Here is a 20,962-nt window from a genome sequence, read left to right as displayed (position 1 = left end):
CCGGGTGAACGACGACCGGGCGCCGTGGTGGCGGCGAGTGCCGCTGCGCACCCGGATGGCGGTGCTGGCCGCGCTCGCGGTGGCCGTCGCCGTGGCGGGCGCGGCGGTCGTCGCCTATGTCGTGGTTCGGCAGGCCTTGCACGTCGAGTTGGACCGCTCGCTGGAGCGGCAGTCCGCGCAGGTGGCACGTGACGTGCGGGCACGCGGCTGGACGACGCGGACCGGCACGTGCGCGTGGCTGACGACGCCGTGCGCGCAGATCGTCAGCGGCGACGGCTCCACCGAGCCGGACGAGGCGAACCTGCCGGTGACACCGCGGGTCGTGCGGGTCGCGAACGGCCGGAGCAGGCCGTACTTCTCCGACACCACGGCGGGCGGCCTGCCGGTGCGGGTCTATACCGTGGCGATCGAATCGGACGGTTCGCGCCGCGCGCTGCAGGTCGGGACGCGCGCGGACAACACGAGCCGCACTCTGAGCCGGGTGCGGCTGGCGTTGTTCGCGACCGTCGCCGCCGGCGTGGCCGGGGCGGGGCTGCTGGGCTTCCTGGTCGCGGGTGGGGCGCTGCGTCCGGTGGCGCGGCTGACGCGCGCCGCCGAACGGATCGCCGCGACCGGCGACCCTGGCCTGCGGATCGCGGCGGGCGGGTCGGATGAGCTGGGGCGGCTGGCCGCCAGCTTCAACGCCATGCTCGCCGCGCTGGAGGAGTCGGTCACCGCGCAGCGGCAGCTGGTCGCCGACGCCTCGCACGGGCTGCGTACGCCGCTGACCAGCCTCCGTGCCGACATCGAGCTGCTGGACGAGCTTCCGCCGCCGCGCCGCGACCGCGTCCGGCAGCGGCTGCGGGCGCAGCTCGCGGGGCTGGGCGACCTGGTCGGCGACCTCATCGAGCTGGCGCGCGGCGACGAACCCGCCAGGGAGGTGGAGGACATCCGGCTGGACCGCCTCGCCGAGCGCTGCGTCGCCCAGGCGCGGGCACGGTGGCCGCAGGCGGAGTTCACAGTCGATGCCGAGCCCGTGCTGGTCTGCGGCGACCCGCGGCGGCTGTCTCGTGCGCTGGCGAACCTGCTGGACAACGCCGCCAAATTCGGGAGCGGACAGCCAGTGGAGGTCACCGTCCGATCTCCGGCCGAGACCAGGCCGCTCGGCGCGGCCGTGACGGGCCGTGCCGAGCGGCCTGGTGGCGTACCGGAGGCCGATGGGGAACAGGGAACGGGCGGCGAGGTCGCCGTGCGCGATCACGGACCGGGCATCGACCCCGCCGACCTCCCCCACGTGTTCGACCGCTTCTACCGGTCCGCCGCCGCCCGCGGCCTGCCCGGCTCGGGTCTCGGCCTGGCGATCGTCGCCCAGGTCGCCCGCGAGCACGGCGCGCGGGCGGCGGCGGAGCCCGCCCCTGGAGGCGGCACGCTCGTCCGCCTCGTCTTCGGGTGACCCGTCAGGAGCACAGGGTCCGCGGCGCCTGGCCGTGCACTCTCGCCTGCACGCAGCCCGCCTTGAGCCCCTGGTAGGCCTTCGTCCCGAAGTCGGCGGTCATGGTGAGGGCGCCGTCGCCGAACACGGTCCGCTGGACCTGGCGGTCGGAGGTCAGCCACCGGAAGTCCGTCATGGGCCTGGTCGCGGCGATCTGATGCAGCGGCTGGAAGAACCGCTGCAGGGACGCCATCTCCTTGCCGTGCAGGTCGAGGGTCGTCCCGTCGACGGCGAAGTTCAGCGGGATGTTGTAGAGCATGTTCAGCAGGATCCTGGTCGTCTTGACGTTGGGCAGCTTGTACAGCGACAGCTCCCAGCGGTCCAGGTTGACGACCGAGTCGTGCAGCACCGTCTCGTACAGCGGCAGCCGGTAGGCCGGGTCGTACATGCTCTTCACCGCGTCGGCCGGCAGGTCGACCGGCTTGAAGAAGAACTTCGGATCGTTCGCGGGGTAGTAGCCGCCCCACGTGGCCTTGTCCTTCTGCAGCGGCCACAGGACGTTGAGGCCGTCGGAGGCCGCGCCGTGGTCGAACGCGACGGCCTGGTTCGCCCACCCCGCGGCGCTCTCCGAGCCGAGCACGAGGCCGTCGCCGGACAGCTTCTTCATCCGCGCGATGCGGTTGGCGCGGTCCTGTGCCTGCGTCATCGGGTGGGATGGGCTGTGGTCGTCGTACAGCTCACCGGCGGCGTCCACGTCCAGGAAGTAGCTGTTCGCGCCGTTGGCCGTCATCTGCTTGGTCCGGTCGGCCATGTAGTGCTCGGCCGGTTCCCGCTGTTTGAGGTACTGGGAGCTGAGGTAGCAGCCGCGGTCACCGAACCCCGTCTCCGGCTTGCCCTGCGCGTCGTGGACGCACCCGCCCGGGTAGACGCCGGCGGGCCACTTGGAGGACGGGTTGTCGGCGGTCTTGGGGTCCTGGGCGTTGGCGAACGAGTCGTACGGCCCGACCAGGTAGCCGTTCTTCTTCGCCGCGTTCACCGCGTCCGGCTTCATGGGGTCCGCGCCGGAGTCGTAGCCGAGCCACATCCGGTCGAGCCCCAGCTGCTTCATCTTCTGGACAGAAGCCGCCGACCGCGCCGGGCCCCACAGGTAACCGTGGTAGGCGCCGACGAGCTTGCCGACCTGGGGATTGCGGGCGATCTTCTCGCGCAGCGAGCCGAGCTGATGGTGCTGGGCCAGCCAGAGCCGGTAGTCCCGGGCGGAGGCCACCGGGGAGGAGTCCCCGAGGGAGAACTCCACGTCGTAGTCCTTGGCCTCGCCGAAGTCGTGCGCGGTCTCGCCATGCAGGCGCCCGCCGGACGAGACGAACGTCAGCGAGGTGCCGATGTCGGTCGGGACGATGTAGTTCGCGGAGTGCGCACCGTCCTGGAAACCCCAGAACGGCATCGTCATCCCGCCGGCCATCGCGATCTCGGAGCCGGCGAACCTCGCCTTGGCGGAGTTCCAGAACGGGTCGTCCACCGGGATGCCCAGGCCCTCGCCGGTCGGTACGGACAGCCGCGCGGTCGAGCGGTCCGTGCCCGTCAGCGGCCAGCGCAGGTCGCCGCCGCGGTCGGAGTGCAGGTGCATCGCCAGCCGTCCGGCGCGCGCCTGTGCCGTGACGGTGATGCCGCGTGAGGGGTATGACCAGCTCACGGTGCCGCCCCTGTGAGTGATCTTGCTCGGTTCGCCCAGATCCCGCAGGGGCGCGGACAGGGTCAGTCGCCCACCGCCTGTGGTCTCCGCGGTCACGCCCAGGCCGGCGGTGTCCACTCGCGCCGAACCGCCGTGCACTGGGACGAGGATCTGGCCGCCTTCGACCTTCACCGGTTCCTTCGCGGCCGCCGGCGCCGCCGCGACAGGAACGCCGCACGCGGTCACCGCCGCGACCGCCCCCGCGGTGATCGCGCCGAGCCCGAGCATCGTTGTCTTGGTTGACTTGGCCATGCGCACACCTTGCGGCCCGGACATAAGAGCTTCTTAAGGCCCCGGGCGGCGCATCGGCGAGGGACCTTCTCACGCTCGGCCTCTCCCATCCGCCGACCTTGTGAAAGATGCCGACCGGCAGCAGGAACGCGCCGAGACCGCCGTCACCGAGCTCGTCCGGTCCCCAGTTGGACCATCGGCGGGCATGAGACGACGTCTTCCCAGCGCAGGGGCGGAGAGTACTGCCTGCTCACAAGCGGGCCAGCCAAGAGGAGGCGCAGGTGGCGCCAACGGCCCGCGCCGGCAGCGGTAACGCGGCGTCGGTCGTCGGCCGGCGAGCACCACCGAGGCGTAGTGGATCAAGACTCAGTGGCGGGTGTGCCCGGTGCGCTCTCCGCCCCGGCAGCCGGCGCCGCCGATGTAGTACGCGTTGAGGTAGTTCGGACCTGCGCCCGGTAGCTGGGTACGGCCAGGGCTGACACAGAGGTGATAGTCATTCGCACTACCGCCCCCTCTGACGTCGACGTGTATCCGCACCGTCGTCGGGCCGCAGTGGTTGTACGCGGCGAACTCGGACTCGCGGACCCTGTAGCGGAAGAACCCACAGGGAGGAGCGGCAAAGGCGTCCGCACCCGCCTGCCGCACTTCCGGGCCGCGCTCGAATCCGGCGTGAGCCGGGCTCGAGAAGGCCGTCATGGTCAGGGCAGCACCTGACGCTGCCGCCAAGACGGCTCGCAGTGGGCGAGGGGAGAGCTTCATGAACACTCCTTGAGATTTGGGCCATGACGGTTGAGACCAGATGATCTGCCCTGCCTGGAAGCACGACGCCTCTCGCGCATCGCGCCGACACCGCAAGCGTAACTCTCTGTTCGCTAAGGATAACCATAAGTGATGATCAGGGCGCATCGCTGAGCGCCAAACGCAGGCTTGCGCCCGAAACCCGGCGAGGACACCGGGGGCTCTGAGGCGGCCCCCGGCGTCAGCTTGTCCGTCTGCTACCCGACCATCCCTGAGGCCCAGGCGTCCCTCGCCGGACTGGCGTCGGTCACGACCCGTGATCGGCGCGCGGCGCGGCGTATCTCCCGTTGTGTCTAGGATGGCCCGGCATGAACAAGATCATTGACTTCGGTCTGTTCGCTGGGCGGCTGGCCGGGGCGGGGGATCGGGGCCGCTGGGTTCTGCTCCGGGAGGTTCAGCGCGAGCTGGGGTACGAGGAACCCGGAGGGGAGCCCCTGATCACCAGGCAGGGCGAGGCTCCCGGCTTCGAGCCGGGAGACGATGTGCCGGCCGCGCTGGTCGAGTGGTGGGACTGGCACGGCAACTCCTTCGCCTACCGGCCGCGGCTCTACTGGACGCATCCGCACTGGCCGCCCGCGGCCCCGGAGGCGTTCGAGCAGCCGTCCGACGACGAGATCCGCGTGATCATGTCCGAGTACCAGTACGTCCACCAGTGGGGCTACTTCGTCTCCGAAGCGGAGGAATGGCCCGACCCGCCGGTGTGGGTCAACACCTCCGACGGCTGGGTCGTGCAGAGCGATTCGATCTCGGAGTTCTTCCTTCAGCTCGCGGTGGAGCGGCTCCCGGCGCACTTCTGGTGGACCATGCGTGTCGAGCGCGAACACGTCGATGACGCCATGGTCGACAGGCTCCGCGCCAACTACCAAGAGATGGGACTGCCTGCCTGGCAGGAGATGGCCACCGACGCCCTCTCCTACGGCGGCCCCGACGTCATCATCCGTCACGGAAGGGGGCCCGGGGCCGACTACGCGCTCGTGGTGCACGCACGGACCCGCGACGGCCTCCTCCAAGCGCTCGGCACCCTGGGCGTGGAGTGGACCGACAAGGACATCCAGTCTCCCGCGGAGACCCCCACCCCGGTCGAGGACCTGCCTGCGTTCGCCCCTGCCGCCGATCCCCGCTGGGAGGTCGGCTCGACCTCGGCCGCTCTCGCGGTTCCCGCCATCCCGCAGGTCAGCGGCCCGGAGGCGCTGGCGAACCACACCGCGTCGGCCGCCGACCGCGACGCGACGGTCGTGGTGGCCGGAGACGCCGGCGGTGACGTGCACTTCTGGACGGTCGACGGTTCCCGCTCCGGCTCCCGGCATCTGCACCACGCTCCGGTCACCGCCGTCACCGCCCACCGGTCCGGCACCGGCGTGCTCCTGTGGAGCGGAGACGCCGACGGCGTGCTCCGGTACTGGACTGGAGGCGACGTCGTGGCGCGCGTCCCCTTCGCGCGCCGCCGTACCCCGGTCACCGCGCTCGCCTCGGCCGTGCTGGAGACAGGCCCGGCCGTCGCCGCGGCCTGGCGCGAGGGCCTCGTCACGATCTGGGACGTGGACACCGAAGCTCGCGCCGACCTGCGTCTGGGGACCGGTATCGAAACGCTCGCCCTGCGCGCCGACGCAGCCCTCCACGTCACCACCGAACACGGCACCACCGAGCTTCGCCTCGACGTGAACGCCCTGTGGCCCGAACGGACCTTCTTCCGGCGCGTGCACGAGGTCGAATGGGACGACCTCGGAACCAACCACGGTCCGGGATACGAGGTCCCCGACCTCCTCACCACCTTGACGACCGACGACGAGGACGCTGCGCAGAAAGCCGTCAAACGCCTCTACGAACTGTTGGTGTCCAAGCACGCCGAGAACAGCGCGGCCGCCGCCGCGGTGCCCTTCCTGGTCGAACGCATGCTGGTGCCGACCAACCGGGCCCACAACACGCTCCTTCTGCTCATCGCCGACATCGCCAACGGCCCCGGCGCCGAGCGGGACGCGGTGATCGCCGCCCTGCCCTCCCTGCGGCACTTCTTCGACGAGGAACATCCTGGCAACATCCGCTGGGCCGCCAACGAGCTCATCACGATCTGCGAGTCCTGAGCGGGCAGCCCTGCCCGAGACGGCGCGTCCCGCCCGCCGCGCCGTCTCGGGCAAGCGAAGGGCTGGATGAGCGCGCGTCGACGCACGCCCGGTCGAAGCGCGCGCCAGCGAATCGGCTGGGGTGGCGGTCCTGGTGGCGCCGCTCGATGGTGGAATCGACCGAGACCTGCCAGCCGATGTCGCCGGCGGCGTCGGCGTCGGCCCGCACCACCTCCAGCAGCCGTTCCCAGGTGCCATCGGCCGACAGTGAACGAGACTTAGCGCTTGGTCAGACGATCGGGGAAACAGGCTCTAGGCGGGGGTAGGGAACTCGTGCTGGGCGGTCGGGAGGGCGCTGCGGGCTGCGCCCAGCAGTCCGGCCGAACGCCCGAGCTCGAACGGCGTGACGGTCAGCCGCCGCACGTAGTCGAGGGTGAGGAAGCCGTCCAGGTGTTTGCGCAGCGGCGCGAAAAGCACCTCACCGGCGGCCGAGAGGCCGCCGCCGATCACGACGCCGTCCAGGTCGCACAGCGTGGCCGTGGCGGCGATGCCGCGGGCCAGCGCTTGGGCGCCGCGGTCGAACGCGGCGAGCGGTACGGTGTCGCCCCGAGCGGCATCGGCGGAGAGAGCGCGGGCGTCGGGCCCCGCCCATCCTTGGCTATGAGCCCATCTGACCATCGACGGGCCGCTCGCGTAGGCCTCGACGCATCCGGTCGCGCCGCACGAGCATGACGGACCGGCGGGATCGACGACGAGGTGTCCGATGTGGCCGGCGTTGCCGCTCGGACCGGGGTAGGCCTCGCCGTTGAGGACGAGACCACCGCCGACGCCTGTGGACACCACGATCCCGAGCATCGCCTCGACGCCGCGCCCCGCGCCGAGCCAGTGCTCGCCCAACGCTGCCGCGATGCCGTCGCCGACCAGGACGGAGGGGACGCCCGGCATGATGGCGCCGACCAGGTCGAGCAGCGGGAACGCCCGCCAGGCCGGGATGTTCACCGGGCTGACGCGGCCGCGCGGGGGGTCGACCGGGCCCGCCGAGGCCAGCCCGATCGCGCACGGTGAGGCGCCCTCGGCCACCGAGGTGAGCAGCCCGTGCATCGCGTCCTCGAGCAGAGGCCCGGTGGCGGGGGTGGCGACTTCGGACTGCCGGCTTATCCGCCCGTCGGCGCCCACCAGAGCTGCGCTGATCTTGGTGCCGCCGATGTCCACCGCGAGCACGACGTCATGGTCCATGAACAAGTCCTTGATGTGTGAGTGGCGTGCGAGCGCCGGGAGGCGGCGAACCGCGCCGGTCAGTCCTCCAGGAGCGCTGACAGCTGCGGCGAGTAGGTGGCGTGCAGGACGAGCGAGGCGGCGCCGATGACGGCGGCGTCGGGGCCGAGCGGCGACACCGCGGCGTCCGCGATCCGGACGTGCCGTGACAACGGTCTGGTCGCGAGGGCCTGGGTGACGGCGTCGAGATAGAGGGCCTCGACGTGCCTGATGCCGTGACCGCCCAGCACGATCAGGTCCACGTCGGCGATGCTCACGACGTTGACGGCGACGGACGCGACGAGTTCGGCGGCCGCGCGGATGACCGCGGCGGCCAGCGGGTCCCCCTCGGCGGCGGCGTGCCGCACCGCCGCGTGGTCGACGAGGCCGGGGTCGCGTTCGAAGGACGCCTCGAGTGCGCTGCCCGTGCCCCCCTCGGCCAGCCGGCGGTGCGTCTCGGCGACGAGGGCGGTGGGGCTGGTCAGGCTTTCCAGACAGCCCCGGTTGCCGCAGTAGCAGCGCGGGCCGTCCGGTACGACCGACGTGTGCCCGAACTCGCCGGCGTTGAGCGAGCCGCCCCGGTGGACCTGGTGGTTGAGGATGAGGCCGCCGCCGATGCCGGTGCCGAAGAAGAAGTAGGCGAAGTTGGCGATCCCGCGCCCGGCGCCCGACCAGCGTTCGCCGATCGCGGCGGCGGTGGCGTCGTTGTCCAGCGTGACCGGCAGGCCCGTCGCCTCGCTCAGCAGCTGCTTCATGGGCACGTGCGACCAGTTCGCGAGCTTGGGCGGCGCGACCACCATGCCGCGGTCCTGGTCGATCGGGCCTGGACTGGCCAGGCCGAGGCCGAGCACGCGTTCGCGCGGCACGGCCGCCTCGGCGAGCACGTGGCCGGCGAGCTCCGCCATGGCCGACACGACCTCGGCGGGCTGCGCGCCGACCGGTGTCGGGCGGCGCTTCAGCACGAGCGGCTGCCCGACCAGGTCGACGACCACGCAGGTGAGCTCGACCGGGTCGAAGTGCAGGCCGACCGCGCTGCCCGCGGCGCTGTTGATCCGCAGCGTCGTGCGGGGCTTGCCGAGCCCGGCGACGCGGCTGGAGCCGTCCTCCCGGACGATGCCCTCCGCGAGCAGCTTCTTCACGATCCCGGAGACCGTCTGCGGGGTGAGGCCGGTGCGCTCGGCGATCTCGGCGCGGCTGATGCCGTCGGCGAGCTGGATCTGGTCCAGCACCACCGCACGGTTGTAGCGCCCCACCTTAGGAAGGTTCGTGCCTGCCTGCCGCAACGAAGGTCCTCTCTTCCGGCACCGGTCCCGGGCGCCAACAGTATTCTGGCCCCCGCCGTTGACTTTGTAAAACAATTGGATTTAAAGTCCTCTCGATGTAACGCAGGTCATACGCGTGCGCCCGTCAGCGGGTCGCGCCCGACCCTGATCCCCCCCCCGCAGGCAAGGCAAAGATCACCGGAGATGTTGATGTCAGAGGCACGCCGCGTCCCTCATGGCCCGGACACGCGCAGTCGTGGTGGGCTGCGGGACAGGGGACATCGGGCATGAATCCCGGAAAGGACACAGGCCCCGCCAAGGACGCCGCCGGGGGCGCCGCCACCAACGCGGAGACCGGCACGGTCCTGCTGGAGATGCGGTCGATCACCAAGACGTTCACGGGCGTCACCGCGCTGGCCGAGGTCAACCTGTCGGTCCGCACCGGCGAGATCCACGCGATCGTCGGCGAGAACGGCGCCGGGAAGTCGACCCTCATGAAGGTGCTGAGCGGCGTGCATCCGCACGGCACCTACAGCGGCGAGATCATCTATCGCGGCGAGGAGGTCAGGTTCGGCGACATCCGCGCGAGCGAGAGCGCCGGCATCGTGATCATCCACCAGGAGCTCGCGCTGGTGCCGGGGATGTCGATCACCGAGAACGTCTTCCTGGGCAACGAGATGCGCCGGAACGGCGCGATCGACTGGAAGGGCGCCCACCACCGCGTCCTGGCACTGCTGAAGCAGGTCGGCCTCAACGAGGACCCCGACACCCTCGTCAAGGACATCGGCGTCGGCAAGCAGCAGCTGGTCGAGATCGCCAAGGCGTTCGCCAAGGACGTGAAGCTGCTGATCCTGGACGAGCCGACCGCCGCCCTGAACGAGCACGACTCGCAGCACCTGCTCGATCTGCTGCGCGAGTTCAAGCGGCAGGGCATCACCTCGATCATGATCTCGCACAAGCTGAACGAGATCGCCGCGGTCGCCGACTCGATCACGATCCTGCGGGACGGGCGGACCATCGAGTCGCTGGACGTCGAGGCCGACGGCGTCGACGAGGACCGCATCGTGCGCGGCATGGTGGGCCGCGAGCTGAGCAGCCGGTATCCCGACCGCACCCCCGACATCGGCGAGGTGTTCTTCGAGGTCCGCGACTGGACGGTGCGCCACCCCGTCTCAGCCGAGCGGCTGGTCGCGAAGCACTCCAGCTTCAACGTCCGCCGCGGCGAGATCGTCGGCTTCGCCGGCCTCGTGGGAGCCGGCCGCACCGAACTCGCGATGAGCCTGTTCGGCCGCTCCTACGGGGTCTGGGAGAGCGGGCACGCCTACAAGGACGGCAAGGAGATCCGGCTGAAGACGGTCTCCGACGCCATCGAGCACGGTCTGGCCTACGTGAGCGAGGACCGCAAGGAGATCGGGCTCAACCTGCTCGACGACGTCAAGACCTCGATCGTCGCCGCGAAGCTGTCGAAGATCACCCAGCGCGGGGTGATCAACAAGTTCCGGGAACACGAGGTCGCCGGCCGGTACCGCCGGAGCCTGCGGATCAAGACGCCCACGGTCGACGTCGGGGTCGGCACGCTGTCGGGCGGCAACCAGCAGAAGGTCGTGCTGGCGAAGTGGATGTTCACCGACCCGGACCTGCTGATCCTCGACGAGCCCACGCGCGGCATCGACGTGGGCGCCAAGTACGAGATCTACGGGATCATCCAGCGGCTCGCCGACCAGGGCACGGGGGTCATCGTCATCTCCTCCGAGCTGCCCGAGCTGATCGGCCTGTGCGACCGGATCTACACCGTGTTCGAGGGCGCCATCACCGGCGAGGTGCCGCGCGGCGAGGCCGACCCCGAACTCCTCATGAAGCAGATGACCTCCAACAAGAAGCTGGCGACGCCATGAGCCGATACCAAGACCTGAGGAAGAACCTTTTCGGGGGCACCCAGTCCAACGCCCGGCAGTTCGGCATGATCTTCACCCTGGTGGCGATCGTGCTGCTGTTCCAGATCCTCACCGACGGCCTCACCCTGTCGTCGGGAAACCTCATCGGCGTCGTCAGCCAGTACTCCTACATCCTGATCCTGTCCATCGGCATGCTGATGGTGATCGTCGCCGGGCACATCGACCTGTCGGTCGGCTCGGTCGCCGCGTTCACCGGCATCGTGGTCGCCAAGTCGATGTCGGAGTGGAACCTGCCGTGGCCGGTCGCGATCGCCTTCGGGCTGCTCGTCGGCGCCGCGATCGGCGCCTGGCAGGGTTTCTGGGTCGCCTATGTCGGAGTGCCGGCGTTCATCGTCACGCTCGCCGGGATGCTGCTGTTCCGCGGCGCCAACCAGTACATCGGCAACGCCGACACCGTGCCGGTGCCGGAGGGCTTCCGCAAGATCGGCGCCGGCTTCCTGCCCGAGGTCGGGCCGGACTCCGGCTACAACAACCTGACGCTGCTGCTCGGCCTGCTGGCGTGCGCCGCGGTCGTGGTGCGCGAGTGGCGCGCACGGCAGGTCCGGCAGCAGATGGGCGCCGACCTCGCCCCGCTCTGGGTCTCGGCGATCCGCCTGGCCGTCATGCTCGGCGTCATCATCCTCGCCACGCTGCGCTTCGCCGGCGGCCGGGTCGGCACGAGCCTGCCGATCTCCGGCATCATCCTGGCCGTCCTGGTGATCGCCTACTCGTTCTACACCCGCAACACCGCGGGCGGACGGCACATCTACGCCGTCGGCGGCAACTCCCGTGCCGCCGAACTCTCGGGCGTGAAGCTCCGCCGGGTCAACTTCCTCGTGATGACCAACATGGGGGTCCTCGCCGCGCTGGCAGGCATGATCTTCGTGGCGCGGTCGGCGGCGTCCGGCCCCCAGGACGGGCTGAACTGGGAGCTCGACGCGATCGCGGCGGTGTTCATCGGTGGGGCCGCGGTCTCGGGCGGTCTCGGCACCGTCAGCGGCTCCATCGTCGGCGGCCTGGTCATGGCCCTGCTGAACAACGGCCTCCAGCTCGAGGGCGTCGGCTCGGACCGGGTTCAGATGATCAAGGGCCTGGTGCTGCTGCTCGCCGCCGCGCTGGACGTCCTCAACAAGAAGCAGGGCCGCTTCTCGGTCATCGGGTCGATCATGCGTCCGTTCCAGCGCGACCAGGCGCCGCCCGCGGACAAGACGTCGCCGCCGTCTCCCGAGGACTCCACGGCCGCCAAGGCCGCCACCACCGGCTGACCGGCCACGGCCGCCAGGTCCCCCGCCGACCAGATCCTTCCAGGCAGGCTCCCGATCGGCGCTGCCGTGGCACACCCGCCCCGCAGTAACCAAGAAAGGTCACCCGACAATGCGCTCCATCTTCTCCAAGACCCTCGCGGTCGGCGCGGCGGCCGCGCTCGCACTCACCGCCGCGTCCTGCTCCAACGACCGGGAGGGCTCCGACGGCAAGAGCGGCGGGAAGGGCTTCGCCAAGGACTCGCTCATCGGCGTGGCGCTGCCCGCCAAGACCTCCGAGAACTGGGTCCTCGCCGGCGACCTGTTCACCAACGGCCTGAAGCAGGCCGGGTTCAAGGCCGACGTGCAGTACGCGGGCGCCTCGACCACGGTGGCCGACCAGCAGGCGCAGATCTCCTCGATGGTCACCAAGGGCGCGAAGGTGATCGTGATCGGCGCGACCGATGCCGCGCAGCTGTCCACCCAGGTGGCGCAGGCCAAGCAGTCCGGCGCGACCGTCATCGCCTACGACCGGCTCATCACCAACACCAAGGACGTCGACTACTACGTCGCGTTCGACAACCTCAAGGTCGGTCAGCTGCAGGGTCAGGCCCTGCTGGACGGCATGAGGAAGAAGAAGCCGAAGGGCCCGTACAACATCGAGCTGTTCTCCGGCTCGCCGGACGACAACAACTCCGCCGTCTTCTTCAACGGCGCGATGAGCGTCCTCAAGCCGGCCATCGACAAGGGCGAGGTCAAGGTCGGCTCCGGCCAGACCGACATCAAGCAGACCGCCATCCAGGGCTGGAAGGCCGAGAACGCCCAGCAGCGCATGGACTCGCTGCTGACCTCCACCTACAGCAAGAAGACCCTCGACGGCGTCCTGTCGCCGAACGACACCCTGGCCCGCGCGATCCTCACTTCGGTGAAGGGCGCCGGCAAGCCGCTCCCGGTCGTGACCGGTCAGGACTCCGAGGTCGAGTCGGTCAAGTCGATCATGGCCGGCGAGCAGTACTCCACCATCAACAAGGACACCCGCAAGCTCGTCGCGCAGACCGTGAGCATGGTGAAGGCGCTGCAGGCGGGCGACAAGCCGCAGATCAACGACCCGAGCAGCTACAACAACGGTGTGAAGGTCGTCCCGGCGTTCCTGCTCCCGCCGGTCATCGTGACCAAGGAGAACGCCGCCCAGGCCTACGCCACCGACCCCAAGCTCGCCCCGCTCACCAAGTAGGCGGCCGAACGGTCCGGCGGGTCGTCATCGGCCCGCCGGACCCTGCCCACCGGCCGAATGCCCCGAGGAACCTCGAAGCCCGACGACATGCACACTGGCACGCAGCTTCAGCTCCACCGGTTGGACAACCCCATCCGCGACTACGCCTGGGGCTCGCGGACGGCCATCGCGGAACTGCAGGGCAGACCGTCGCCCACGGCCCGCCCCGAGGCGGAGCTCTGGATCGGGGCGCATCCGACCGCGCCGTCCAGGCTCGCCGACGGGACCGACCTGCTGGCGGCGATCAAGGAGGACCGCGCCGGGCTGCTGGGCCCAGGGCAGGACCGCCTGCCCTTCCTGCTCAAGGTCCTCGCGGTCGCCAAGCCACTGTCGATTCAGGTGCACCCCGACTCCGACCAGGCCCAACGCGGGTTCGCGCGCGAAGAAGCGCTCGGAATCCCGCTCGACTCGGCCACGCGCAACTACCGCGACGACTGGCCGAAGCCGGAACTGGTCTACGCCCTCACCGCGTTCGAAGCGCTCTGCGGATTCCGCACGCCCGAGATCGCCGCGCGCCTGCTGCGGGCCCTGAACGGCCCCCGGCTGCGGCGCCTCGCGGACATCGTGGAGGAGGTCGGCCCCAAAGCGGCATTGGGAGCGCTGAACGCCTGGCCTGCCGCCGACCGCTCCAATCTGGTCGCGGAGGTACGCGACGCAGAAACGATCGACCCCGACCCCGCGCACCGGGCAGCGGCGATGATCGCGGCGGACCACCCCGACGATCCCGGGGTCGTCGCCTCCCTGCTCTTCAACCTGATCGCGCTGCAGCCCGGGCAGGCTCTCTACACCGCCCCGCGAACCATCCACGCCTACCTGCGTGGAACGGCCGTCGAGATCATGGCCTCCTCCGACAACGTGCTGCGCGGCGGCCTGACCGGCAAGCACATCGACAGAGCCGAACTCGCCGCGGTCACCGACTTCACTCCCACGCAGCCTGAAGTGCTGCAGCCCTCCCCCCTGCCCACGGGCGAGGAACTGTACGCGGCCCCTGTCGAGCAATTCCAGCTGACCAGGCTGCGTCCACGCCCGCCCATCGGCATCCCGCTCCCCGGCCCGAGCACGATCCTCTGCACCGACGGCACCCTCAGCGTGGCTCGCGGCGGCACCACCGAACTGCTCACTCCGGGCGAGGCACTGTTCGTGCCCTACGAGGGCGCCGGCCCGCTGGTGATCGAAGGCGACGGCACCGGATTCCGCGCCTCCGTCCCCAAGTCCGACCACCCATGATCGACTAGAATGATCATTGCTGCCGTCGCTTCACCATCCAAAGCAGCAGCCGGGCAACGTAGCGGACCTCGCCGGCCGTGCCGAGCAACCGCCCATGCGCCGTGATGTAGGCGTACACGCCGTCGGCACCTGCGCACATGACCGTCTCCGACCAGTTGTCGCGGCGGACTCTCAATCGCCACCGCCCGTTGCGCGGCCAGCGCACCCTCGTCGAGGCACCCAGACGCTTGAACTCGAAGTGCAGACGCAGCAGACGCGCCCACCGCACCGCCAGTTCTCTCTGCGCGACCGCTACCAGCGTTCCCATCGCTGCCCCCGCCGGCCAGTGATCGACGGACTCGACCTCCGTCAACCAAAGTCAGTGACCAGAACGATGCATCACATTAGGCAGTCAATCAACTACATAGAGGAACCGGTGTTTCGAAGACTGCTCAGAATCAACCACTTCCGCTCGCGAGCCAGCGAACCCCGCGCAAGAGAAACCGCCACAAGCGACCAGAAGCACCCCAGCCAGGCTTATCGGGACGAGTTACCTCTCAACAACGTCCTCAACACTTACTAGACCCGCCCCGCACCACAAAATAACTCGCTATTAAAACGAGCCATATCCTCGCGTTCAAGGAAGAACGCAGACCGAAGCACACAAAAAAGCAGAGGGTACACCCACTGCAGCAACACCCGTAGAGCGAACTTCAGCAGCCGAGAAGGCTAGCTCAGCGAATAACTTCAGCAGCCTCCTGGGCCGCCTTCACCACAGCGCTCCATTCAGGGCGGGAGATCACCTGAGCATCCTGGAGTTTGGTGGGCAAGGAGTCCAGGAGCGGGTCCAGAACCGCGGCCAGACGTTCCATCGGCTCCGCCTCTGCGTCATTTTCCAGCGTCAGGCCGATCTGAGCTCGGGGGTCTTCCGCGACCGAGGTGTCGTCGTACAGGACGTTGACGTTGTGCGTCAGGTCATCATAGAACCCTGGCTGAGGGTAAGCGTGCTCCACCCATACGCGACGCTGATACTCCGGATCCGAAAGCGCCTGAAGGGCTTCGATGACATCACGGCGCATGTCAGGGAACTGTACGGTCACGAAATCAAACCTTAGCATCCATCACGGAGAGCTCCAAGTACGCCATGTCAGCCACTCCGGCAAGGGAATATGAGCCTGTTCCCAGTTCTCTTTGATCGACCCTTCCAGCGGCTGCCCGTCCCGGCCGATCACTTTCCCTCTGACGCGGACGACCACATGGTCTACGCGTTGAGCAGGCTGGGGATTGTTCGGGTCGCCCTCGTCGATCCTGATCCCGCTCCCTCGATCTTTGAGATCCGTTTAGCGATGGCCGACTCCCTTCTTGTTCGGGCTGCCGTCACCCCACTTATCTGGCACCTTCTCGAGCGCTTCTGGAGGAGGTTTTCCATCGACCCATTCACCGCCCTCCCCTCCACTCCCGGCTCCTACCTCCTTCTCGAGGGCACCCTGCAACGATTGCGTCTCAGCGTCGGTGGGCTGGACCCTCGGAGCGTTGGTCGCGCTGTCCTCGGTGGCTTGAATGATGTGCTCTGCAAGGGCACCGACGCTCAGGCCGCCCACGGTCGCCACAAGCGCGCCGGCGATCGGAACCAGGATGCCGCGGGCGATGGCGGCGTCCACGGCTATGGCGCCGGCATCGGACGCCCCACCGGTCTCGGGGGTGAGGAACCCTCCGACGCCGAGGAGGACCGCGCCGAGGACGCCGGCCGCACCCAACTCCCATTCGGCTTTGCGGTGTGCGTGGTCGACGGCGTCGGCGTACTTGTCGCAGGCTTCGGCGACGTTGTGACACAACCGGGGAAGCGTGTAAAGCACGGTCCGCTCGTTGCAGGACCCGTACAGCTTGGACCACGCCGAATCGATGACCTCGGCATCACCCGTGGTGTTGCCGCCGGTGACCGAGTAGATCGCGGTTCCGAGCTTCCCGGCGGCAGTGGACACGCGGTCGCCCGCGTCCCGCCAAGCCTTCGCGGCGGCTCGCAGTTTTCCTGGGTCTCCCGTCGGCCATAGGTCGGCGAGTTGCGCCGGCAGCCATGATGATGCCCCGCCCAGGACTGACGGCGGCATTGCCATGGTCTTGTCGGTGACGACCTGGCGGCCGGCCTCCCAGAAGGGCACCGACTGCTGTGCCGGACTCCGGACGATGCCGGTACCGGCCGGGAGGGTGATGGTGGAGTGGTGATCGGCGTTGAGGTAGTTTCCCGCCGATTTCCCAGGCAGAGCGAGAAGCCTCCGACGCTCTTGACGGCGGCTTGGAAACCTCGCCAAGCGGCGCTCACAGCCTGGTTGTAGTGCGGGGCGAACGCCAGCGCCGCCTTGTCGGGCTCGTGACCGGCCATGCCCTCGCACCCGGCGAGCGTCGATGCCAGGACGTCCCATGCGCTACTGATCGTCCACTGGCCGGTGGCGAACGTTGAACCCGCCTCCTGCACCACCGACGGTTCGATGCGCACATCGGTCACAGCGGCGTCCACATCCGTTGGTTCGCCGTGTGGGCGGCTCTGAAGTTGCGGTGCGCGACCCGGATGCGCACTCGGCAGCTGAAGAATCTCTTTTGGGGTGCCCAGACCCAGAACCCGCGATGTGCTCCATGCTGGAGAACACCGCTCCCGCGGCCACCGCGCCCCAGAAACCGCCGTCCTCCCCCAACTCACGCTCAACGAGCAGGTGGACGGCGTCATGCGGAAGGCCGGGGCCCGCGACTCCCTCACGGATCCGGTATCTGACGCCGTCCGAGCGCTCGACCACGCTGTACGCCCGACTGCCGTCATCCAGCCTTGAAAACCTCACGCGCATGCATTCCATCCTGACACCCGCCGCAACAGGTTTCCCAGGCCCATCAGCCGGAGGTGGAACCGCACCGGGTTCGATGCAGGCCGCCCGCTGCCTGCACGCTCCCGACGCCGAACAACAGGTGGCCGCCTGGGTGCTCGGGCTGCTGGCCGGAAACTTCGACCAATTGCTCGTAGACCTGGCGGCTCGGGAGCCCTCGGGGCGAGTGGCTTGACGCGTGGCCTTGACCGGTCATCTCAGGGCAGCCCCGCTGAAGGCGGTGGCGCCTTTGATGGTGACTCCGGAATCGCTGCCAGGCAGGATGAAAACCCGGTCCTGGTCAGGAGCGTTCTCCTGCGGGGCCTCGACGATGAGGTCGGCTTTGCCGTCGCCGTTCACGTCGGTGAGGGATGCCATGTCAGCAAAGCCCCGCAGATCGTTTCCGGGCGCGGCGGGCAGGCCGGGTGTCGCCTTGTCGAAGCGCTGTGCTCTGGCGAGGTCGAGTCCGCCTCGGCCGCCGGGCAGGACCGCGGTCGCCGTGTACGCGTTGAAGGCTGCAAGGTCTGCTTTGCCGTCGCCGTCGGTATCGCCGACCGCCAGCCTTTTGACCTCTCCTGTGAACGGAAGCCTGATCTGTTTCCCAGGCGCGAGTCCGCCCGCCGTGCCGAGGAAGGCGGTGATCGTGCCGGTCTCGGGTCCCGTGACAATGACGTCGGTCCTGCCATCACCGTCGACGTCGCCGGCAACAGGGGCGGGCCGCTCAGAGACCTGGTCGTTGCCGAAACCGACCGCTTTCGTGCTCAGCCCGTTGACGGTGCCCAGGCGCAGTTCGGCATTCCAGAAGTCCTCCCCCTCCTCACCGTCTGCGGCCGGGGTCGCAACGACCAGCACCAGGTCCGAGCGGCGATCGCCGTTGACGTCGGCCACGACCGGGGCCCGGGCTGCCGCGACGCTGCCCGGACCTACCGACCCTCGGCGGATCTTGGCCCCGATACGGCCGGTAACTGGGATCTTGGTGCCGGGGACGGGCTTGGTGGTGATGTCGCGGAAGACCCAGCACTCCCCCTTGCCGGTGACGACCACGTCCGTGCCGGCAGTCCCGTCGAAATCACCGACCGCGAGGGTGTCGAAGGAGAAGTCTCCGGGGCCCTTCAACGCTATCGACCGACCGCTGAGGCCTGTGGCCGAGCCGTAGAAGATCACGACCGAGGACCCGCCGTCCTCGACCGATTCGAGCGCCAGGTCGGCGTAGCCGTCGCGGTCGAAATCGGCGGCGGCACCCATCTGCGCGCCATACGCGGTGCCGGGAATGCCCGAGGTGGACGGCCCGATGCTCTGGCGGCGGCTGGGGGTCAGTCCTGCGGGGCTGCCGTAAACCACCTCGACAAAGCTGAGGCCCCTGCTCGGATCCTTGCCCCACCCTGGGCCCGGAACAACGATGTCGCCGTAGCCGTCACCGTTGAAATCGGCGTGCTTGGCAGGCTTGGTGAAGGTGGCAGGCCGCGCCGGAAGGACGGGCCGCAACGGCGCAGCGGTGCCGGGCGTGCTCCACGTGCCGGGCGCGGCCTTCGACCCCTGGTCATCAGCGAGAGGGGCTGCGGCGGCGAGACCGGCGGTGAGCGCAACGCCGACCGCGATCACTGAACGTCTCTTCACGGTGCCCTACCTTCGTCTTGGGAACGACGGCCCGCCGTAGTCGATCGACTCCAGCAGCCCCTCAACACCAAACCACGAACGGCGGCACACAAGTTGCCTCCCCGGTCGCGAATCAACCCATCCGATTAGCTCTTCACGCTCTCTCGCTCCACATCAAGAGGCCGCCCACAACCGGCACCGCCAACGACACCAAAGGCACGATCAACACGCAGCTGCCACTATCAACACCAGTGCCCCCGCCGACATCGCCCCGGCGGGGCACACTCACACCCGCCACATGCACATCCTCAATGGCAGCTACGTGCTCATCTTCAGCGGCAAGCGACACCCCCAGCAGCTCCAGCACTTGGCGGGACCGCGGCCAGCGCGACCGTAACGCATCGCTCCGGGGCACCACACCCTCGGCATTCGAAACCGCCGTCGGCGCAGTTCGCAACGATGATGACTGGGGCGATCTCCTCCGCGAACCCACCGCCCCACTGAGCGACATCGATGGCCTGCTCCACATCTACATTCCGCAGCCCCGACCGCTCCCTCCCGCGAGGACATCGGCATGAGAAAGGTCTCCGCCCCGATAACCGGAGCTCGCGCCACAGACCCAATAGTGCTCAGCGGCCCCGATGAGCCGCGAGCATGTAGTCAGCAGCGTCCCGGAGGAACCGTGAAGTATGGACGGGATCAGTAGCGAATGATCCGCCCGGCAGGAAGATGGTGTTGCAGCGGTGGCAGTAGTCGAGGAGCGGCCACAGCTGCCTGACCACCTGATCACACTGCTTAGCCGCCTGCCACTCTCTGCGTGCTTGACCCGAAACCAGCAGCAGGGTGAGGCCAGCGGTGATCAACAACACCGCAAATGGAAGAACCAAAGATCCGAACCAGGCCGCGTCTGCGTCCTCCTGCGTCGCCGGTGGCGTGCTCGTAGAGGCGGCGGCCCCCAGGAACATGAAAACGCCGACCACGTTACACACCCGGTAAACTTTGATTCTGGTCGGCATGGATGGCACGTGCGGGCACCACAGGAGCCTGCTGAGCGGTTGAATCCCGGTAGCGACGATCGTGCTGGCCCTCTCTACACGCTCGGTCGACTGGCAACGCGGACAGGTGTCCATGACCGTTCCGTTCTGTCTGCGCGACTCATCCGACGAGAGACCTCGACCAAAAGCAGAGACCGCTATCACAGAGCCCGTATGGTCAATGGTCTTCTCGGAATTGGTCACTCTCCGTCCCTGAAGGTGCGGCTGGGCCAGTCTCACACCAACACATCGGGACCGGTCCCGGCCCGTCCGCGCCCCTCTTGTCGCATCAGGCCCCGCCGCGCCAGCACTCCCCGGTCCGCGCTCCGGGCCGCCGCTCCCGATGCCCGTAAGCAACGCGGATAGACCACTGTGGTCTCAGCATGTGGAATCGCGAAGATCCAGACGCTCCCGAGGCGAGCAAGCGCAGAAGCCGCGCCACCGGGCGCCGGGCTGGGTCGGCAGGGAGCGTCACTGCCGGTTCCCGCAGGCCCTGCCCGCCAGGCGGTGTGCAGCGCCGCTCTGCACCACTACTTCGTTCAATGACCTCCGCGCCGCCGGTGACCGTCACCGGGCACGGCGGTGGCTTCCCCTGTGTGTGGAATCCCACCAGGGAACGACCGGACACGCCGAAGGTGGACCGCGCCGAGATGGACGCGCTTGTCATCGCGACCTTGAAGGGGTCGGTACGCAACTCCGAACCCGCCGACATCATCGGGGCCCGGACCGCCGCCGAAGACGTCGCAGCGCTGCGCGCAGAGGTCAAGGAGCACAAGGACCGCCTGATCGAGATCGCCGACGACTACGGCGAAGACCGCATCACCCGCGAGCAGCGCGCGACCGCAGCACCGCCAAGCGCCGCCGCAAGCTTGAAGCCGCACAGGCCGGCCTTGAGGCCATCGCCCAGGACGAGGACCCCGCCGCCAAGCTGGTTGGCGCCGCCGATATCGACGCCGCAAGCTTGAAGCCGCACAGGCCGGCCTTGAGGCCATCGCCCAGGACGAGGACCCCGCCGCCAAGCTGGTTGGCGCCGCCGATATCGACGCCGCAAGCTTGAAGCCGCACAGGCCGGCCTTGA

General features: G+C 69.0%; 16 protein-coding genes. 7 read left to right on the top strand and 9 right to left on the bottom strand.

Features of this window, described 5'->3' with window-relative positions:
- The first annotated feature begins 4 nt into the window (after positions 1 to 4).
- Positions 5 to 1,432: a sensor histidine kinase gene (locus J4709_RS40600; RefSeq protein ID WP_307801994.1), complete on the top strand. Its 1,428-nt coding sequence runs from the start codon at positions 5 to 7 to the stop codon at positions 1,430 to 1,432.
- Positions 1,433 to 1,436: 4 nt separating this feature from the next.
- Here J4709_RS40600 and J4709_RS40595 read toward each other — a convergent pair whose 3' ends face one another.
- Positions 1,437 to 3,395 (bottom strand): glycoside hydrolase, encoded by a 1,959-nt coding sequence (locus J4709_RS40595; RefSeq protein WP_208249891.1) that lies wholly within the window; start codon positions 3,393 to 3,395, stop codon positions 1,437 to 1,439.
- A gap of 345 nt (positions 3,396 to 3,740) precedes the next feature.
- Complete coding sequence (locus J4709_RS56265; RefSeq protein ID WP_372442221.1) at positions 3,741 to 4,070, bottom strand: DUF6355 family natural product biosynthesis protein; 330 nt, start codon at positions 4,068 to 4,070, stop codon at positions 3,741 to 3,743.
- A gap of 410 nt (positions 4,071 to 4,480) precedes the next feature.
- Between J4709_RS56265 and J4709_RS40590 the strand changes: the two genes are divergently transcribed.
- Entirely contained in the window at positions 4,481 to 6,253 is a 1,773-nt protein-coding gene (locus tag J4709_RS40590; RefSeq protein WP_208249889.1) for a WD40 repeat domain-containing protein, read from the top strand.
- A 291-nt stretch (positions 6,254 to 6,544) separates the two neighbouring features.
- On the opposite strand, the gene J4709_RS40585 is transcribed toward J4709_RS40590, so the two are convergent.
- On the bottom strand, positions 6,545 to 7,468 hold the full coding sequence (locus J4709_RS40585; RefSeq protein WP_208249887.1) for an ROK family protein: 924 nt from the start codon (positions 7,466 to 7,468) through the stop codon (positions 6,545 to 6,547).
- A 59-nt stretch (positions 7,469 to 7,527) separates the two neighbouring features.
- A complete protein-coding gene (locus J4709_RS40580; protein ID WP_208249885.1) occupies positions 7,528 to 8,739 on the bottom strand; it encodes an ROK family transcriptional regulator in 1,212 nt (403 codons plus the stop codon).
- Between the two features lie 383 nt (positions 8,740 to 9,122).
- Between J4709_RS40580 and mmsA the strand changes: the two genes are divergently transcribed.
- From mmsA to manA, 4 genes are all read left to right on the top strand, one after another.
- Positions 9,123 to 10,643 (top strand): multiple monosaccharide ABC transporter ATP-binding protein, encoded by a 1,521-nt coding sequence (gene mmsA, locus J4709_RS40575; RefSeq protein ID WP_208250138.1) that lies wholly within the window; start codon positions 9,123 to 9,125, stop codon positions 10,641 to 10,643.
- Entirely contained in the window at positions 10,640 to 11,947 is a 1,308-nt protein-coding gene (gene mmsB / locus J4709_RS40570; RefSeq protein WP_208249883.1) for a multiple monosaccharide ABC transporter permease, read from the top strand. Before mmsA ends, mmsB begins: the two co-directional genes overlap by 4 nt.
- 109 nt (positions 11,948 to 12,056) lie before the next feature.
- Positions 12,057 to 13,157: a substrate-binding domain-containing protein gene (locus J4709_RS40565; RefSeq protein ID WP_208249881.1), complete on the top strand. Its 1,101-nt coding sequence runs from the start codon at positions 12,057 to 12,059 to the stop codon at positions 13,155 to 13,157.
- Positions 13,158 to 13,277: 120 nt separating this feature from the next.
- A complete protein-coding gene (gene manA / locus J4709_RS40560; RefSeq protein WP_208249879.1) occupies positions 13,278 to 14,423 on the top strand; it encodes a mannose-6-phosphate isomerase, class I in 1,146 nt (381 codons plus the stop codon).
- 13 nt (positions 14,424 to 14,436) lie between these two features.
- On the opposite strand, the gene J4709_RS40555 is transcribed toward manA, so the two are convergent.
- From J4709_RS40555 to J4709_RS40535, 5 genes are all read right to left on the bottom strand, one after another.
- Positions 14,437 to 14,775: a hypothetical protein gene (locus J4709_RS40555; protein ID WP_208249877.1), complete on the bottom strand. Its 339-nt coding sequence runs from the start codon at positions 14,773 to 14,775 to the stop codon at positions 14,437 to 14,439.
- Positions 14,776 to 15,136: 361 nt separating this feature from the next.
- Complete coding sequence (locus tag J4709_RS40550) at positions 15,137 to 15,502, bottom strand: SCO4402 family protein (RefSeq protein WP_208249875.1); 366 nt, start codon at positions 15,500 to 15,502, stop codon at positions 15,137 to 15,139.
- Positions 15,503 to 15,742: 240 nt separating this feature from the next.
- Positions 15,743 to 16,711 carry a WXG100-like domain-containing protein gene (locus tag J4709_RS40545; protein WP_208249873.1) on the bottom strand — a complete coding sequence of 323 codons (969 nt, stop codon included), beginning with the start codon at positions 16,709 to 16,711 and terminating at the stop codon, positions 15,743 to 15,745.
- A 756-nt stretch (positions 16,712 to 17,467) separates the two neighbouring features.
- Complete coding sequence (locus tag J4709_RS40540) at positions 17,468 to 18,856, bottom strand: FG-GAP and VCBS repeat-containing protein (RefSeq protein ID WP_208249871.1); 1,389 nt, start codon at positions 18,854 to 18,856, stop codon at positions 17,468 to 17,470.
- A 623-nt stretch (positions 18,857 to 19,479) separates the two neighbouring features.
- A complete protein-coding gene (locus tag J4709_RS40535) occupies positions 19,480 to 20,088 on the bottom strand; it encodes a hypothetical protein (protein WP_208249869.1) in 609 nt (202 codons plus the stop codon).
- A 338-nt stretch (positions 20,089 to 20,426) separates the two neighbouring features.
- Between J4709_RS40535 and J4709_RS40530 the strand changes: the two genes are divergently transcribed.
- Positions 20,427 to 20,849: a hypothetical protein gene (locus tag J4709_RS40530; protein WP_208249867.1), complete on the top strand. Its 423-nt coding sequence runs from the start codon at positions 20,427 to 20,429 to the stop codon at positions 20,847 to 20,849.
- Positions 20,850 to 20,962 lie beyond the last annotated feature (113 nt).

This window comes from Actinomadura violacea, assembly GCF_017573465.1.
GTDB lineage: Bacteria > Actinomycetota > Actinomycetes > Streptosporangiales > Streptosporangiaceae > Spirillospora > Spirillospora violacea.
The sequence above is the reverse complement of the archived record's forward strand: the minus strand, read 5'-3'. Positions and strand labels throughout refer to the sequence as shown.

Coding starts and splice junctions, on each gene's coding strand:
- J4709_RS40585 (WP_208249887.1), bottom strand. CDS start 7,468: ATGGACCATGACGTCGTGCTCGCGGTGGACATCGGCGGCACCAAGATC.
- J4709_RS40565 (WP_208249881.1), top strand. CDS start 12,057: ATGCGCTCCATCTTCTCCAAGACCCTCGCGGTCGGCGCGGCGGCCGCG.
- J4709_RS40530 (WP_208249867.1), top strand. CDS start 20,427: ATGACCTCCGCGCCGCCGGTGACCGTCACCGGGCACGGCGGTGGCTTC.
- J4709_RS40590 (WP_208249889.1), top strand. CDS start 4,481: ATGAACAAGATCATTGACTTCGGTCTGTTCGCTGGGCGGCTGGCCGGG.
- J4709_RS56265 (WP_372442221.1), bottom strand. CDS start 4,070: ATGACGGCCTTCTCGAGCCCGGCTCACGCCGGATTCGAGCGCGGCCCG.
- mmsB (WP_208249883.1), top strand. CDS start 10,640: ATGAGCCGATACCAAGACCTGAGGAAGAACCTTTTCGGGGGCACCCAG.
- J4709_RS40595 (WP_208249891.1), bottom strand. CDS start 3,395: ATGGCCAAGTCAACCAAGACAACGATGCTCGGGCTCGGCGCGATCACC.
- mmsA (WP_208250138.1), top strand. CDS start 9,123: ATGCGGTCGATCACCAAGACGTTCACGGGCGTCACCGCGCTGGCCGAG.